We start from the raw sequence: 15,365 nt of genomic DNA, 5'->3' as shown, positions 1-15,365 counted from the left end.
TTTTGAGTTAAATGGGGATAACGAGAATAGAGGAATTCATGGCAGGAAAGAAATGGACAGAAGCCGAGCTGATGACTGTGTTGGGCGTATATTGCCGTCTCACATTTGGTCAGTTGAGTCAGACAAATCAACTGATCCGCGATGTGGCAGAGCGTTTGGATAGAACCCCAAGCTCCGTGGCGATGAAGTTAACGAACCTTGCGAGCTTAGATCCGGCAATAACAAGTACGGGGCGAAAGGGGCTGCCGGGCGCATCGGCACTGGATAGAAAGGTATGGGCGGACTTTTCCTCTAATACTGAAACGTGGATGCCGATCATCGAAAACCGGTTAGACGAATTACTTGGGGATCAAGGTGCAGCTGAGGCTCCGGGCACTGATACCCCTTCAGACGTTGATTACTCGGGTAGCGATGTGCTGACGATGGCAAAGCGCAGGCAAGGCCAGAGGCTATTCCGAGATGCGGTGTTCACCGCGTATCAATTTCGTTGCTGTATTACTGATATTGCCGATACGAGGCTGCTAATTGCGAGTCACATCAAGCCATGGCGAGAAGACAAGGCGAACCGTTTTAATCCGGGCAATGGGCTTTGCTTGAGCGCATTAGCAGATAGAGCCTTTGATCAGGGTTTGATTAGTCTTTCTGATAATTATGAAGTGATAGTGTCGTCGGTGCTGAAGGCGCAGTCAGAGAACAAATACATCCATAATATGTTCTGTGCTAATGAAGGACGGGCGATCAGGATGCCGGAGAAATTTCGCCCCGCTAAGGAGTTCTTGGCGTGGCATCGTGAGAATCTGTTTTTGGGGTAGGGTAGAGAAATCGTGAGGTTGCACGGTGCAAGACCTGACCCTGGAGCCGCGGATCAGTGTATATGGATTAGCCATTCCTATTCGTGTGCTTTTTCTTTTCAGAATTGGCCAGCCAGTTTGAGATGGTTGCCCGGATGTTCACCAGGTCTTGATTGTCTTGAGGGATTTTGGCGATAGATATCATTTGGAGGGCAGATGCCAATTCTGAAGGATCCGGAATGCCGTGCTCTTCTGCAGTAATCTTAACAAGTAAGTCTTTCTGGTCTTTGTTGCTCATTGCTGTGGTGTCAATCTTAGGGGCTAACGCATTGATAATGATGGTCTCAGGGATGGGTTTGGGTAAATAATCAAGGTGTTCTCCAAGCCATGATAAGTAATTTAGCTGAGCTTCGACTTTGGCTTTTTCATGGGCTGCATCGCCATCACCCCCTGGTATATGGAAAAGCGGATCCAAACCGGTTTCGGACTTTAATATCTGGCCAAGAGATTTGTAGTCAGAAGGAGGGATTGATTCAGGGTTGGTGAAGCTGTCGGCCTTTCTTTTGTCACCGTCAAGCATTACATAAACGTCATCACCGGAAGTCATAGCTGCGGTTCCAAGATATTTAAGAATGGCATCGGCTCCGCCTGGGGCTACTTTTACTTCGATGGTTTCCTGGTCTCCTTTGTCAAGGAATTTTATTGCATGCTTCACAATCGATTCAGCTAAAACATCTTCAACCAAAATTCTAACTTTTTCTGTATTGAGGCTCCCTAGCCTATTTAGTGCTGCAGCAGGAGAGCTGCTGGGGATTACCCTGGTTTTAGAGTCGCCGTTATCTTCAAATACTTTTATTGCCTCATATGGTAGCCCTTTTAAGAATTCGTGAGAGTGTGTGGAAATTATGATCTGATGTTTTTTTAGCTTGATTTGTTCTAGCAGGAATTGCAGGAGGGCCCTTTGTGCGCCAGGGTGAAGAGATGTTTCTGGTTCGTCTAGTAATATCAGTGAGTATTCTTCCGCGGAGAGGATGTCAATAACAATGCTGACAGCGGAAATCTCACCACTTCCCGCGAATGCCTCAGAGTATTCATTGCCTCTTTTGAAGATTACGCTAAGATCTCTTCCCCTGTTTTTTGGATAAAGAGAGTGTCTTAAAATGTGTGCTCCCTCGTAATTTCTTCCAAGTATTTTCGATACTGCATCTGTTTCTTCGGGAGAGAGTTCTCTGTTTTCAAAAAGTCGCTCCCTTTTTCCTAAGATATAGGAATTTCTTTTCGTTTCTTTAATCTTTTTTAGTCTTTTTGCTTCTCTGAGCATGTCGTCTCTATGGCTGTCGATATTTTTGTCAAAATAAAAATATCGATCAAAGGATCCAAAGACTGCTCTGGAGTTTATGTATACGACATTTCTTTTTACCGGCGTCCATCTGTCCTTGGATTTTCCTGGGTAGTTTTCTTTGGGCAGCGGTTGCATTCCGTCACGAATGCTAAGTCTGTATGGTTCCCAGTAGTCTCTCTTTTTCCCCAGTCGTGCCTTCCTCGTCTCAACAATTCCGTTGTACTTCTCATGCCAATGTCCATAGAAGTAACGCTGAGGATTTTTTCTTGAGCCTTCTATGGGATCTAGATCTGTGGAGAACCAGAACTTGTTTGTTGAGTATCCAAGAGGCATCCCCCACATTGCGTGAAGTATGGACGTTTTTCCAATTCCGTTCGGGCCTACTAAAGCGGTAAGAGGAAAATCGAAATCAACTCTTGTACCTGGCTCCAAATTTTTGAATTTGGGGAAAACTGCGTGGGCAATGTATTTCTTTAAGGGTTTTCCAGGCTTGAACGTTGATATTGTTTTTATTAGGTCTTCCATTTTTTCTTCTTTTGACATCGATACTTACCCTTCATGATAGGCAATGTGGCGTGCGATTTCTTTTCCTTGAATGCTAGAAAACTTTGGAGGAAAAGCATTGCCGATCATTTCTGCTGCAGCATATTTCCCTTTTCGCAGTGAGAATTTATATGATATTGGAAAGCTTTGAAGGAGTGCCGCTTCCCTGAGTGTTATTGCTCTATCCTCTTCCGGGTGTAAAAACCTTCCTTTTGATGGGTTTATGCACCCTCCTGTAATGGTGGGCGATACATCATCCCATTTCATTCGGCCGTAAACATCGTAATAACCGTCGTTTCTTTCATGGCACTTAAGGCGAAGATCTTCTGATAATGCTGTACGGCTTCCGCCGTCTTTTGGTATTGCCTGGATTAACCGCATTATGCGTTCACTTCGCTTTTGATGGGTGTCGTGAAGAGGGTCCGCGCAATTTGTTTCGCCGGGAATTATAGTAAAGGCCTCCCTAACTGTTGACCTCCGAAGAGGTGCAGACGGGAGGTCTATAATTCCAAGTCTGGATGCGAGAAAAACAAGCCTTTTTCTTCTTTGAGGGACACCAAAGTTTGAGACGTCGATAACTTGGTCCGTGACAAAGTAGCCTAGCTTTTTTAGTTCCCTTTTGAATGTTAAATACCTGGAGTATTTTTTCAGGTTGGGAACATTTTCTAGCATGATAACCTTCGGGTAGATCTCCCTTACGAGTCTCAATACTTCGTCAATCAGTCTGTTTCTTGGGTCTCTTAGATAGCCGCTTTTGTTGTTGAGTTTCATCCTTGAAAAACCTTGGCAGGGCGGGCAGCCAGCCAATAAGTCTATAGGGGAAACCGTTTTTTCTTTAATGGGTATTAGGTCTGTTGCACCAATGGTTCTGATGTCAGAATTGAGCAAGTTAACTTCTGGGTGGTTTTGGGAATATGTTTCAGCAGCAAGCGGCTCAATTTCTACTGCCGAAATTACATTAAACCCTGCTTGCTTTAACCCCTCCGTTAAGCCCCCGCATCCAGAGAATAAATCTATGGCTGTTTTATGGGTGTTGTGAATTCGAAGGCTCATTTATCAGAAACTCTAGGTTGGTTTAGCTGTGATTTTTGGCCCAGGTTAAATACCAAATATTTTTCATTGTTCCTCAAGTCGCCCTGGCTTGAGAACCCTTTAACCTCAACATATTTAAAAAAAGGGCCACCCCATCGGGGTGGCCCTTTTTGTTTGGTGGAGCCGGCGGGAATCGAACCCGCGTCCGTCAGCAATCCATCTGCAGATCTACATGCTTAGCCAGATCTATTGATTTAAGCCCACACAACCCGATTGGCAGGACGTGAGAGCCGAGCCCCTAAGAGTTTTAACAGCGCGATCCGGGGCGGACGTTGCTGCGAGCCTGTGTTGCGATGCTCGCCGCTCTTCCCCACAGGCAGGGTCGATTGGCGATAAGCAGGGATTAAGCTGCTAGTGCGTAAGAATCGTCGTTTGCGATTACTTTAGTGTGCCACAAATGATTTACGAGACTCGTGACCTTCTCGACATGCACCACAGAGTTCAATACCGGCGTCGAATCCAGGTCGGCCCCTGTCGAACTCGTATTGTAGGAGATGGGGTGGGGGAAGTCACTTAACAACTGTGTCGGACGCAGAAATTTGATTTTGATCAAATAATAACCGTAAAACGTAACTGGTTCGTAAAAAGTGTTACCTGAATACACATTCGTTGTCCTACAATCTTACTGAAAGTGCTTCATTAGTCATATTCAGGAGGCAATATGAAGTTGTCACTGAGCGATGTCGCAATCCTTGGTGATGGTGCAGCGCCCCGGCTGCGGGTGGTCAAAAGCCGTTGAGCGGGCAGGGCGCAGCAAATTGTGTATCTCGCAATGACTTTACTGCGTTTCAGGATGGCCAAGGCCCCGAAACGCCAAGCAAGGCATTGTCGTTCATTCAAAGGAGAAGGACGATGAACACGATCATTCGATCTGTTGGACAGGTAACTGAAAAGGCGTTCATGGCACAGCCGGTAGTGTTCCGCGCGTTGCAGCTGATGTTTGCGTTGGCGGCCTATGCTGCGGGTATTTACCTGGTGGATCTGGCAACGGCAGACGCACGAATCCCGGTGATTCTGTTTGCGGTGTACTTCTTGCCAGCGGTCTTGCGTGCGTGGTTGCAGCTTTATTGGCAGTTGCGCGGTGACGTGCGGGCGGTAAAGCCTGAGCGCCATTTGGCGTAAGACGGATGAAATATCGTGGGTTGCGTGCAGGGTAAGCCCGTTCCGGCGCTTTAACCCTGCCGCATCAGACGCTGTTTCTGACGATTCCAGTCGCGCTCTTTCTCGGTGGCGCGCTTGTCAAACTTCTGTTTACCCTTGGCCAGTGCGATGTCGCACTTGGCGAACCCTTTCTTCCAGTACAGGCTCACCGGCACACAGGTGAAGCCGTCTTTCTGTACGCCTGAATAAATCAGACTCAGCTCCCGGCGGTTCAGCAGCAGCTTGCGCGTGCGAATCGGATCCGGCGTGATGTGGGTGCTGGCGGTGTTCAGGGGTTCGATGCGGGCACCAAACAGGAAGGCCTCGCCGTCCTTGAGCAGGACGTAGGCTTCGCTGAGGTTGGCTTTGCCGGCACGCATGGACTTCACTTCCCAGCCTTCCAGAACCAGACCGGCTTCAAAGTGTTCTTCCAGATGGTATTCGTGACGCGCCTTGCGATTTTGCGCAATGGTGGCGGACGGTGCTTTGGCTTTTTTGTTGGCTTTTCCCATAGGGCGGCGATTATAGAGCAAGGTAGAGTGACCGGATAGCGCTTTGCATTTGGCAAAACCCGGTAAGTGAGTGTTTGCTTCGTCTTGAGCCGGGACGGCAAATAATAAGACAATACCGCCACGTCAAATAAGGTATGGGTGTTATGAAGCAAGAAAACAAGCCGGTCCATGGCATGTGGGCCAACCGCTGGGTGTTTATTCTGGCGGCGACGGGGTCGGCAGTGGGGCTGGGTAACATCTGGCGCTTCCCTTATATCACTGGCGAAAACGGCGGCGGCGCCTTCGTGTTGCTCTATCTGCTGTGTATCGCCGTAGTGGGTGTGCCGATCATGGCTGCCGAGGTCATGATCGGACGCAAGGGCGGCATGAGTCCGATCAATTCCATGCGCAAGTTGGCGCTGGATTCCAAGGTGTCACAGCGCTGGTCTGGCATCGGCCACATGGGGGTGCTGTCGGCCTTCCTGATTCTGTCTTTCTATTCGGTGGTGGCCAGCTGGGCGCTGTATTACGTCTGGGAGTCCGTCATTGGTGGCTTCCAGGGCATTACGGCGGCGGAATCCGGTGCGCGCTTTGATGCGCTGCTGGCCGATCCGTGGTTGATGATGGGCTGTCATACCCTCTTCATGGTGCTGACCATGGTGGTGGTGGGTCGTGGGGTGAAAGGCGGGCTCGAGAAGGCGGTCGAGATCCTCATGCCGTTGCTGTTTGTGCTGCTGGTGGTGCTGGTGGGCTATGCGGCGACCACTCCCGGGTTCAAGCAGGGAGTAAGCTTCCTGTTCGCCTTTGATTTTTCCAAGCTCAACGGTCAGGCGGTGATTACTGCGGTGGGCCAGGCGTTCTTTACGCTGAGCCTGGGGATGGGGGCGATCATGGCCTACGGTGCCTATATGCCCCGTGAGACGGTGGGCAAGAAAGGCGGCAAGCCGCAGCCGGTATCGATCATGTCCACGGTAATTATCATTGCGTTGCTGGATACGCTGGTGGCGTTGGGTTCCGGTGTGGCCATGTTCCCGCTGACCTTCTCCAACGGCCTGGAAGTGGGTCAGGGTCCGGGGATGATGTTTGTTACCTTGCCGCTGGCCTTTGGTCAGATGCCGGGCGGGGTGTTGTTTGGCACGTTGTTCTTTGTGCTGGTGGTGTCGGCGGCCTGGAGTTCGTCCATCAGTCTGGGTGAGCCGGTTGTGGCGTGGCTGGTCGAGCGTGGGCTGGGCCGTGGCAAGGCGGCGGCACTGGTGGGTCTGGGCGCCTGGCTGCTGGGTATTGGCTCGGTATTGTCGTTCAACCTGTGGAAGGACCATACCTTCCTGGTGGGTACCTTCTTCGACAATGTGGAATTCCTCTCCACCACGGTCATGCTGCCCCTTGGTGGGGTACTGATTGCCATCTTCGCCGGTTGGGTCATGAAAGAGACCCATGCCCGCAAGGAGCTGGCCATGAAGAGCTTCCCGCTCTATCTGGTATGGCGGGCGCTGGTGCGGATCTTCTCCCCGGCGGCGGTGATAGCCCTGTTCACCTACACCATCTGGAAGATGGTATTCCCGGATGAAGCGGTGGCCGCCCCGGAGCCTGTGGCTCAGGAGCAGGTAGAAGCGGCAGATAGCGCCGCTGCGCAGGAAGAGAGTGAAGCCGCTGAAGTGATTGAGGCGGTGGAGCAGGAGCAGGGCGAGGCAGAAGTGCCTGCCGCCCCCGCTGAGTCCGATGTACCGGTCGTGCCGGAGGGGCAGTAATGTCCGACGCCAATATTCATGTGGAAGTGGCCTACGCGTTGCCGGAAAAGCAGCGCCTGATCGGGCTGGATGTGCCGGAAGGCACGACCATGCTGGAGGCCGCACGGTTGTCCGGGATTGCCGAACAGTTTGAAGGGCTGGAGCTGGACAAGGCGCCCATGGGGCTGTTTGGCAAGGTGGTGGCCAATCCAGCGGCGCATGTCTTGAAGGCGGGTGAGCGGGTGGAGATCTATCGCCCGCTCAAGGCGGATCCGAAGCTGAACCGCAAGAAGCGGGCTCAGGAGAAGGCCGCCAAGGCCTGATTTGGAGGCGGCCGGGGAGGTGTCGGTCAGTCCGACCCCTCCTGGCGTTCTTCCGCTTTCTGTTGCAGTTCACGGTCGTTGCGGCCGGAGGTTTTGGCCTTGAAGTCATCCACAACCTCACCTTCATAGCGGCTGTAGACGCCGCCATCAAAGTAAACGGCAATCTTCTGGCTGACCTTGTCGCCTTTGCCCGGCCGGTAGGTCATCGGGTAGAACCACACGTTGGGTGTGAACGGATCAATCAGGGTCGGCGCGCCCAGAGCAAAGCGAACCTGCTCCGGGCTCATGCCGGGCTGGAGCTTGCTGAGCATGTCTTCTGTGACAAAGTTGCCCTGGGGAATGTCGATGCGATAGACCCCGGGGAAGCGCAGGCTGCTGCAACCGCCCAGCACCATCAAGGTGGAGAGCAGCAGCAGGGTGGTAATTCTTGGCATGTTTTTCGACTTCGCTGAGTGTTCGGGCGATAATACAGGCTTGGGAAGCGATGACAAATTCCCGGCTGACGAATATACCCTCTGATTGACACCGGATTGGGGGTGAGAGTTCGTGTTTTCTTGCCGGGCGGTTGGATTTCCCGGGTTTTTATTTCGCCATTGAGTTAGGCATACGGAGCATACGCATTGGATAATCAGGATCTCAGAAAGGCGGGCCTGAAAGTGACCCTGCCGCGGGTGAAAATCCTGCAACAGCTGGAAAAGTCAGAAGAGCGCCATCTGAGTGCCGAAGACATCTACAAGTCGCTGATGGAGTCGGGTGAGGATGTGGGTCTGGCTACCGTATACCGGGTGCTGACCCAGTTCGAGCAGGCGGGCATGGTGCTGCGTCATAACTTCGAGGGCGGCTCTGCGGTGTTCGAACTGGCCGATGAAGATCATCATGATCATATGGTCTGCATGGAAACCGGTCAGGTGATCGAGTTCATGGATGACGTTATTGAAAAGCGTCAGCATGCCATTGCTGAAGAGCACGGCTACGAAATCGTCGACCATTCCCTGGTCCTGTACGTGAAGCCGAAGAAGTAATTACGCTTCGCGCATCATGCTTCACGCAACACGCGGGGCCCCGGGTGTTGTGTGGGCATGTCTCCCCCCCCAGCCAGTTCCACCCAGAAAAAACTCCCCCTTTAGGAGTCCATGCTTGCATGACGCCAGGTGCTCGCGGGCAAAGCCCGTGGGGATCGCCTGCAGGCAGGCTCCTACGGGGACTGGCGTTGAGTCGATGTCTGACCGTGGGAGTGGTCGTTTGCTATGCCCTCCGGGTGCGACCACGATACCCGGCGTTGCCGAGTAAGAGTCGCGGTGGAACCACCGCTCCCACAATAGGGCGGGTCCAGGCTCCGCCGTAGGAGCCAGCCAGCTGGCGATCTTTCGCTTGAAAGCAGTTTGCCGCAGCAGGCTAGAGACCGCAGGTTGAGCGCGGGCACGGCATCTCTGCTCGCACCAACCCCGCCCGCGCAGCTATTAACTCTTCACTGTTAACTATTAACTGCTCTTCAAGCTGCCTGCGCCTTGCTCAGCATTTCTTTTGCATGGGTGCGGGTGGATTCGGTGATCTCCACACCACCGAGCATTCTGGCCAGTTCTTCGATGCGGGCCGCTTCGTCCAGGCCGTGAATGCGGGTGTGGGTGGTGTCGTCGCCCTGGATCTTGTGCACCTGCCAGTGCTGGTGGCCCTGGCTGGCGACTTGCGGCTGGTGGGTGATGCAAAGCACCTGCGCATGGCTGCCCAGCTCGCGCAGAAGACGACCGACGATTTCGGCCACGCCCCCCCCCACGCCCACATCCACTTCATCAAAGACGAGGCTGGGGACGGTGAGGTTGCGGGCACAGATCACCTGAATGGCCAGGCTGACCCGTGACAGTTCACCGCCGGAAGCCACTTTGCCAAGGGCCTTGAGGGGCTGGCCGGGGTTGGCGGTAAACAGGAACTCCACTTCTTCCAGGCCGTCGGCGCCCGGGTTGCACTCACTCAGCCGGGCTTCCATCACCGCCGCTTTCATACCGAGGGCGGTGAGCTGCTTCTGCACTTGCTGGGTGAGGGTCTTGCCGGCACTGCGGCGGGCCTTGCCCAGCTTGAGCGCGGAGTCCATGTACTGCTTTTCGGCAGCGCTTTCGGCTTCTGCCAGGGCGTGGAGGTGGGCATCCACATTGCCCAGGGCCTCGGACTCGTTAAGCAGGTTCTGGTGGTGCTCCACCAGCTCCTCCGGGCGAATGCGGTATTTGCGAGCGAGGGTGTAGCACTGGCTGAGGCGCTCTTCGACCTGGTTGAGGCGTTCCGGGTCCAGATCCAGCCGTTCCAGGTAATGACGCAGGTCCTCGGCTGCAGCTTCTACCTGCAACCGGGCGGATTCCACCGCATCGGCCACATTGCCAAGGCCGTCGTCCTGACGGCGGGCGTCGTCCAGCCAGTGACTGACCTGACTGAGGTGGTCATTGCAGGTGCCGTCGTCACCTTCGTAGAGGGCGTTGAGGGATTGCTGGCAGATCCGGATCAGACTGTCGGCGTTGGCCAGACGCTGCTGTTCCTGCTCCAGTTCGGCCAGCTCGCCTTGCTGAAGACCCAGGGCATCCAGCTCTTCCAGTTGAAAGCGCAGCAGCTCCTCGCGCTCATTCTGCTCGCGGGCCTGGTTGAGGGCATCGTCATGGGCGCGACGGGCCTTCTGCCAGCTGCGCCACTGTTCACGCACGGTGACCGCCAGCTCGCGGGCGTCGGCGTAGTTGTCCAGCAGCTGACGGTGGGCTTCTTTCTTGAGCAGAGCCTGATGCTCGTGCTGGCTATGGATGCTGATCAGGCGTTCACCCAGCTCGCGGACTTCCGCCAGCGGGGTAGGGGTACCATTGATATAGGCCCGGGAGCGGCCATCGGCGCGCACAGTACGGCGCAGCAGGCACTGGTTGTCGTCGTCCAGTTCCCGTTCGGCCAGCCATTGCTGGGCAGCCGGGTTGTCGCTGACATCAAAGGTGGCGAGCACTTCGGCACGATCATGGCCGTGACGGACCACGCTGGAATCGGCCCGATCACCCAGGGTCAGGCCAAGGGCGTCAATGATGACGGATTTGCCCGCCCCGGTTTCACCACTGATGACGGTGAGACCGTTCTCCGGTTCCAGCTCCAGCTGGTCTACGGTAGCAAAGTGGCGAACGCTCAGATGTGTCAGCATGGTACGTCTCCGAAACGGGTGTTGCGTGTTCAGGCTGTCTTGAGATCAACAACCTGGGTGCCTGCCAGCAGATCATGCAGGCAGCGCTTGTCCTTGCGGAAAATCAGCAGTGGATCAACGATACCAATCAGGTTAACTACAGGAATCTGGCTGGCCACGTGCAGCACCAGGTATCGCAAGCCATAGAGTTTGCCGGCCGGCACCTGCTCCTGCTCCATGCCCACGATCTTCATGTTCAGCAGCCATTTGCCGATGGTCTGCTGGCGATTGAAGAGCAGGTATCCCTGCAGGGCGAGGAAAAGGACTTCGCCAATAATGAACCAGGTGAGGGTCCCAACCAGGTCGAGAGAGCCATTGCTCTGCATCATTTCGTCCCAGGTGCCGCTGAAGTAGACCATGGGACCAATAATCGCTAGCTGAATGAGCCCGTCGATCAGGGCGCCGAAAAAGCGCTTGCCCCGGGTTGCCAACGGTACGTCCTGTTCTGCGTGGGCAAGGGGTGGAGCGGCATTCGGTGTCTGGTAGGGATTGTTGTTGTCTTGCACGATAACATCCTTGTTACTGTTCGTATGGTCAGTTGTGCCAATCTTAGGGGATTCGGGGCGTCAGTGTAAGCCCCTGGGAATTTTATATAATGCCGGGGCTGTTTTCTGGTACATATATAGAACTATGACCAAGCTGGATCTCAACGAACGTAAACAACGCCTGCTGATGACGCTGGTGGAGCGGCATATCCGTGACGGCCAACCGGTGGGCTCGAAAACCCTTGCCTCCGGCAGTGGCCTGCAGGTGAGTCCTGCCACCATCCGCAATATCATGGCGGAGCTGGAGGATCTGGGTATTCTCGCCAGCCCGCATACCTCTGCCGGGCGTATTCCCACGGAGCTGGGGTACCGCATGTATGTGGATTCCCTGCTCGCCTCCAGTGTCATGGAGCGCCCGGATCACAAGGATTTGCGACGTGAGCTCAATCAGTTGCTGGCGCCGGAACAGTCACCCCAGGAGCTGATTTCCCAGGCGTCCAAAACACTGGCTGAGCTGACGCGCATGGCCGGGCTGGTGGCGGTGCCGCGTCGGGAGGTCACCACCTTGCGGCAGGTGGAATTCCTGCCGCTGTCCGGCAAGCGGGTGTTGGTGGTGCTGGTGGTGAACCGTTCCGAGGTGCAAAACCGCATCATCCATACCGATCGTGACTATGATGAGGCCGAGCTGCGGCAGGCGGCCAATTACATCAACCACACCTATGCGGGCTGTGACCTGAACAGCATCTGCGATGGCCTCCTCAACACCATGAATGCGGATCGGCAGCATATGGATGCGCTGATGCAGACAGCCGTGGCCGTGGCGGACAAGGCGTTGCGGACGGAAGAGGCTGATTCGGATTATGTGGTGTCGGGGGAGTCCAATCTGATTCAGTCCGCCGAGGCGGAAAATCTGGGGCAGCTGCGGGATCTGTTCGAAGCTTTCAATCACAAGCGCGACATCCTGCATTTGCTGGAGCGCTCCATGAAGGCGGATGGAGTGCAGATCTTCATTGGTCGCGAGTCCGGTTTCCGGCCCTTCGAGGAGTACTCCCTGATCTCGGCGCCTTACCGCGCAGAGAATGGTCCGGTTGGGGTGCTTGCCGTGGTTGGGCCCACCCGCATGGACTACGAGAAAGTGATCCCCACCGTGGATATCACCGCCAAAATCCTCTCCGCAGCGCTGACTCAGCTCTAAACCCCGTCTTGTAGAAGCTTGCCTGCAAGCGGTTTTCGCCAGCAGGTTGGCTCCTACGGCGGTGCCTCGTTGCAGGAGCGGTCGTCCGACCGCGATCCTTTCTAACGCCAGAAATCGCGGTGGAACACCGCTCCTACAGCACGATCTGGCGGAAGCGGGGCTCTGGAGGGTAATCGCTTTCAGGCAAGCCCCACAGGATGCGTTGACAGCCGCCTGAGCGCGGCCTGCGCCGTGCCAGTTCCCGTCCAACCCCGCCCGCGCAGCTGTTAACTATTCACTATTCACTGTTAACTGCCTCTATCCCCCCTTGAATCCCGACCATCAGTTCCCATATCTTTGCCCGCTTTCCTGGTAAAAGCCCGGAACGGGATGTGGAGTGGAAGAATGAGTGAGCAGGAAAAAGACCAGAACAATGCCGAACCGCAGGTAGAGACTGTGGAAGAGCAGGAAGCGGCGGCTGCGGCTGAACAGGCTGAGCCTACCGCTGAAGAGAAGCTGGCTGAGCTGGAAGCGGAACTGGCGACCGTGAAGAAAGCGCTGGGTGAAGCCGATATCCGTGCCCAGGCCGAGATCCAGAACATGCGCCGCCGTGCCGAGCGCGATGTGCAGCATGCCCACAAGTTTGCCCTGGAGAAGTTTGCCGGCGATCTGCTGAGCGTGGCAGACAATCTGGAGCGGGGTCTCGGGGCGCTGGATGCGGATGATGAGAACGTCAAGGCTGCCCGCGAAGGCATCGAGCTGACGCTGAAATCCCTGCTGGATGTGTTCAGTAAGTACAACCTGGAGCAAATCAGCCCCAGCGATGAGCCCTTTAACCCTGAGCTGCACGAGGCCATGACCATGGTGCCGGTGCCCAACGTGGATCCCAATACCGTGATCGACGTACTCGAGAAGGGTTATCAGCTCAATGGCCGCCTTATTCGCCCGGCACGGGTGGTGGTCAGCAAGGCTCCCTGAACACGTTCAGGCAAATCGCGAAAAAAGCGTGAAGGCCCCTTGAATCGGTTTAAAACACCGCCATATAGGTGCCAGTAGAGTTAACAAGTTCAACTGTCCGGTGCGCCGATAGGGTGCCGGTTGGTGTGAAGGAGAAAGAGAGACATGGGTAAGATTATCGGTATCGACCTGGGTACAACCAACAGCTGTGTGGCGGTGCTCGAAGGTGACAAGGCCAAGGTTATCGAAAACAGCGAAGGCACCCGTACTACGCCTTCCATCATCGCGTACACCGACGACAAGGAAACCCTGGTCGGTCAGGCTGCCAAGCGTCAGGCCGTGACCAACCCGGAGAACACCCTGTACGCGGTGAAGCGTTTGATCGGTCGTCGTTTCGAAGACGACGTGGTTCAGAAAGACATCAAGATGGTGCCCTACAAGATTGCCAAGGCCGACAACGGTGACGCCTGGGTCGAAGTGAAGGGCGAAAAGATGGCGCCGCCGCAGATTTCTGCGCAGGTGCTGAAGAAGATGAAGAAGACCGCGGAAGATTACCTGGGTGAGACTGTCACCGAGGCCGTTATCACCGTGCCGGCTTACTTCAACGATTCCCAGCGTCAGGCCACCAAGGATGCCGGTCGCATCGCTGGCCTGGACGTGAAGCGTATCATCAACGAGCCCACCGCTGCGGCCCTGGCCTACGGCATGGACAAGAAGGGCGGCGACCGCACCATCGCGGTTTACGACCTGGGTGGTGGTACCTTCGATATCTCCATCATCGAGATTGCCGAAGTGGACGGCGAGCACCAGTTCGAAGTGCTGGCCACCAACGGTGACACCTTCCTGGGTGGTGAGGATTTCGACCTGGCCCTGATCAACTTCCTGGCGGATCAGTTCAAGGCCGATTCCAGCATCGACCTGAGCGGTGACCCGCTGGCCATGCAGCGCCTGAAAGAAGCGGCTGAAAAAGCCAAGATCGAGCTGTCTTCCAGCGAGCAGACCGAAGTGAACCTGCCGTACATCACTGCAGACGCTACTGGTCCCAAGCACCTGGTGGTGAAAGTGACCCGCGCCAAGCTGGAATCGCTGGTGGGTGATCTGGTGACTCGCTCCCTGGAGCCTTGCAAGACTGCACTGACCGATGCGGGCGTGAAAGCGGCTGACATCACCGATGTGATCCTGGTGGGCGGTCAGACCCGCATGCCGATGGTGCAGAAGAAAGTAGCAGAGTTCTTCGGCAAGGAGCCGCGCAAGGACGTGAACCCGGATGAAGCGGTTGCCATGGGTGCTGCCATTCAGGGCGCGGTACTGAGCGGTGACGTGACTGACGTGCTGCTGCTGGATGTGACTCCGCTGACCCTGGGTATCGAAACCATGGGTGGCGTGATGACTCCGCTGATCGAGAAGAACACCACTATCCCGACCAACGCGTCTCAGGTGTTCTCCACTGCGGATGACAACCAGACTGCCGTCACCGTGCATGTGCTGCAGGGTGAGCGCAAGCAGGCCGCGCAGAATAAGTCTCTGGGTCAGTTCAACCTGGAAGACATTCCGCCGGCACCCCGTGGCATGCCGCAGATCGAAGTGACCTTCGACATCGACGCCAACGGTATCCTGCATGTAAGCGCGAAGGACAAGGCCACCGGCAAAGAGCAGTCCATTCAGATCAAGGCCTCTTCCGGTTTGTCCGATGAAGAGATCGATCAAATGGTGAAGGATGCCGAGGCTCACGCGGACGAAGACAAGAAGTTCGAAGAGCTGGTGCAGACCCGTAACCAGGCCGATCACCTGGTGCACGCGACTCGCAAGACCCTCGACGAAGCTGGCGACAAGGCCACTGACGAAGAGAAAGAGTCCATCACCAAGGCGGTGAACGAGCTGGAAGAAGCGGCCAAGGGCAGCGACAAGGACGACATCGAAGCCAAGATCAAGGCGCTGTCCGAAGTGTCTGCGCCGCTGGCCCAGAAGCTCTACGCCGAGCAGGCGCAGCAGGCTGAAGGTGCTGCGGAAGGCGGTGAGCAGGCTGCAGGTGACGACGTTGTTGACGCCGAGTTCGAAGAAGTCGACGACGACAAGAAGAAGTAATTAAGCCTGACGCCTG

The 15,365-nt window shown here is 55.3% G+C and carries 14 protein-coding genes and 1 other RNA gene; 8 read left to right on the top strand and 7 right to left on the bottom strand.

Annotated features, from left to right (window positions below; genetic code table 11):
- The first annotated feature begins 38 nt into the window (after positions 1-38).
- Positions 39-812: an HNH endonuclease gene (locus tag GFN93_RS00400; RefSeq protein ID WP_194285723.1), complete on the top strand. Its 774-nt coding sequence runs from the start codon at positions 39-41 to the stop codon at positions 810-812.
- A 67-nt stretch (positions 813-879) separates the two neighbouring features.
- Here the strand turns inward: GFN93_RS00400 and GFN93_RS00395 are convergent, their stop codons facing one another.
- From GFN93_RS00395 to ssrA, 3 genes are all read right to left on the bottom strand, one after another.
- On the bottom strand, positions 880-2,676 hold the full coding sequence (locus tag GFN93_RS00395; protein WP_153498481.1) for an ATP-dependent nuclease: 1,797 nt from the start codon (positions 2,674-2,676) through the stop codon (positions 880-882).
- A 6-nt stretch (positions 2,677-2,682) separates the two neighbouring features.
- Complete coding sequence (locus GFN93_RS00390; RefSeq protein ID WP_153498480.1) at positions 2,683-3,729, bottom strand: DNA cytosine methyltransferase; 1,047 nt, start codon at positions 3,727-3,729, stop codon at positions 2,683-2,685.
- 154 nt (positions 3,730-3,883) lie between these two features.
- Positions 3,884-4,240, bottom strand: a transfer-messenger RNA (tmRNA) gene (gene ssrA, locus GFN93_RS00385).
- Between the two features lie 380 nt (positions 4,241-4,620).
- Here ssrA and GFN93_RS00380 point away from each other — a divergent pair.
- Positions 4,621-4,890 carry a hypothetical protein gene (locus GFN93_RS00380; protein WP_153498479.1) on the top strand — a complete coding sequence of 90 codons (270 nt, stop codon included), beginning with the start codon at positions 4,621-4,623 and terminating at the stop codon, positions 4,888-4,890.
- A 50-nt stretch (positions 4,891-4,940) separates the two neighbouring features.
- On the opposite strand, the gene smpB is transcribed toward GFN93_RS00380, so the two are convergent.
- Positions 4,941-5,420, bottom strand: coding sequence for an SsrA-binding protein SmpB (gene smpB / locus GFN93_RS00375; RefSeq protein WP_153498478.1), 480 nt, complete (start codon positions 5,418-5,420; stop codon positions 4,941-4,943).
- A gap of 143 nt (positions 5,421-5,563) precedes the next feature.
- Between smpB and GFN93_RS00370 the strand changes: the two genes are divergently transcribed.
- Together GFN93_RS00370 and GFN93_RS00365 are read left to right on the top strand one after the other, a co-directional pair.
- Positions 5,564-7,147, top strand: a complete 1,584-nt coding sequence (locus GFN93_RS00370) for a sodium-dependent transporter (protein WP_153498477.1) — start codon at positions 5,564-5,566, stop codon at positions 7,145-7,147.
- Positions 7,147-7,449, top strand: a complete 303-nt coding sequence (locus tag GFN93_RS00365) for an RnfH family protein (protein ID WP_153498476.1) — start codon at positions 7,147-7,149, stop codon at positions 7,447-7,449. Before GFN93_RS00370 ends, GFN93_RS00365 begins: the two co-directional genes overlap by 1 nt.
- A gap of 26 nt (positions 7,450-7,475) precedes the next feature.
- On the opposite strand, the gene GFN93_RS00360 is transcribed toward GFN93_RS00365, so the two are convergent.
- Positions 7,476-7,883, bottom strand: coding sequence for an outer membrane protein assembly factor BamE (locus tag GFN93_RS00360; RefSeq protein ID WP_153498475.1), 408 nt, complete (start codon positions 7,881-7,883; stop codon positions 7,476-7,478).
- Between the two features lie 186 nt (positions 7,884-8,069).
- Between GFN93_RS00360 and fur the strand changes: the two genes are divergently transcribed.
- On the top strand, positions 8,070-8,471 hold the full coding sequence (gene fur / locus GFN93_RS00355) for a ferric iron uptake transcriptional regulator (RefSeq protein WP_153498474.1): 402 nt from the start codon (positions 8,070-8,072) through the stop codon (positions 8,469-8,471).
- Positions 8,472-8,941: 470 nt separating this feature from the next.
- On the opposite strand, the gene recN is transcribed toward fur, so the two are convergent.
- On the bottom strand, positions 8,942-10,609 hold the full coding sequence (gene recN / locus GFN93_RS00350; protein ID WP_153498473.1) for a DNA repair protein RecN: 1,668 nt from the start codon (positions 10,607-10,609) through the stop codon (positions 8,942-8,944).
- A gap of 29 nt (positions 10,610-10,638) precedes the next feature.
- The gene (locus GFN93_RS00345) at positions 10,639-11,154 is read right to left on the bottom strand and encodes an RDD family protein (protein WP_328594054.1); all 516 of its coding nucleotides are present in this window, start codon (positions 11,152-11,154) and stop codon (positions 10,639-10,641) included.
- Between the two features lie 124 nt (positions 11,155-11,278).
- Between GFN93_RS00345 and hrcA the strand changes: the two genes are divergently transcribed.
- From hrcA to dnaK, 3 genes are all read left to right on the top strand, one after another.
- Positions 11,279-12,328, top strand: coding sequence for a heat-inducible transcriptional repressor HrcA (hrcA, locus tag GFN93_RS00340; RefSeq protein WP_153498472.1), 1,050 nt, complete (start codon positions 11,279-11,281; stop codon positions 12,326-12,328).
- Between the two features lie 384 nt (positions 12,329-12,712).
- The gene (gene grpE, locus GFN93_RS00335) at positions 12,713-13,285 is read left to right on the top strand and encodes a nucleotide exchange factor GrpE (RefSeq protein WP_153498471.1); all 573 of its coding nucleotides are present in this window, start codon (positions 12,713-12,715) and stop codon (positions 13,283-13,285) included.
- A 144-nt stretch (positions 13,286-13,429) separates the two neighbouring features.
- A complete protein-coding gene (dnaK, locus tag GFN93_RS00330) occupies positions 13,430-15,349 on the top strand; it encodes a molecular chaperone DnaK (RefSeq protein ID WP_153498470.1) in 1,920 nt (639 codons plus the stop codon).
- Positions 15,350-15,365: the final 16 nt, after the last annotated feature.

This window comes from Alcanivorax sediminis (genome assembly GCF_009601165.1).
Classification (GTDB): domain Bacteria; phylum Pseudomonadota; class Gammaproteobacteria; order Pseudomonadales; family Alcanivoracaceae; genus Alcanivorax; species Alcanivorax sediminis.
The sequence above is the reverse complement of the archived record's forward strand: the minus strand, read 5'-3'. Positions and strand labels throughout refer to the sequence as shown.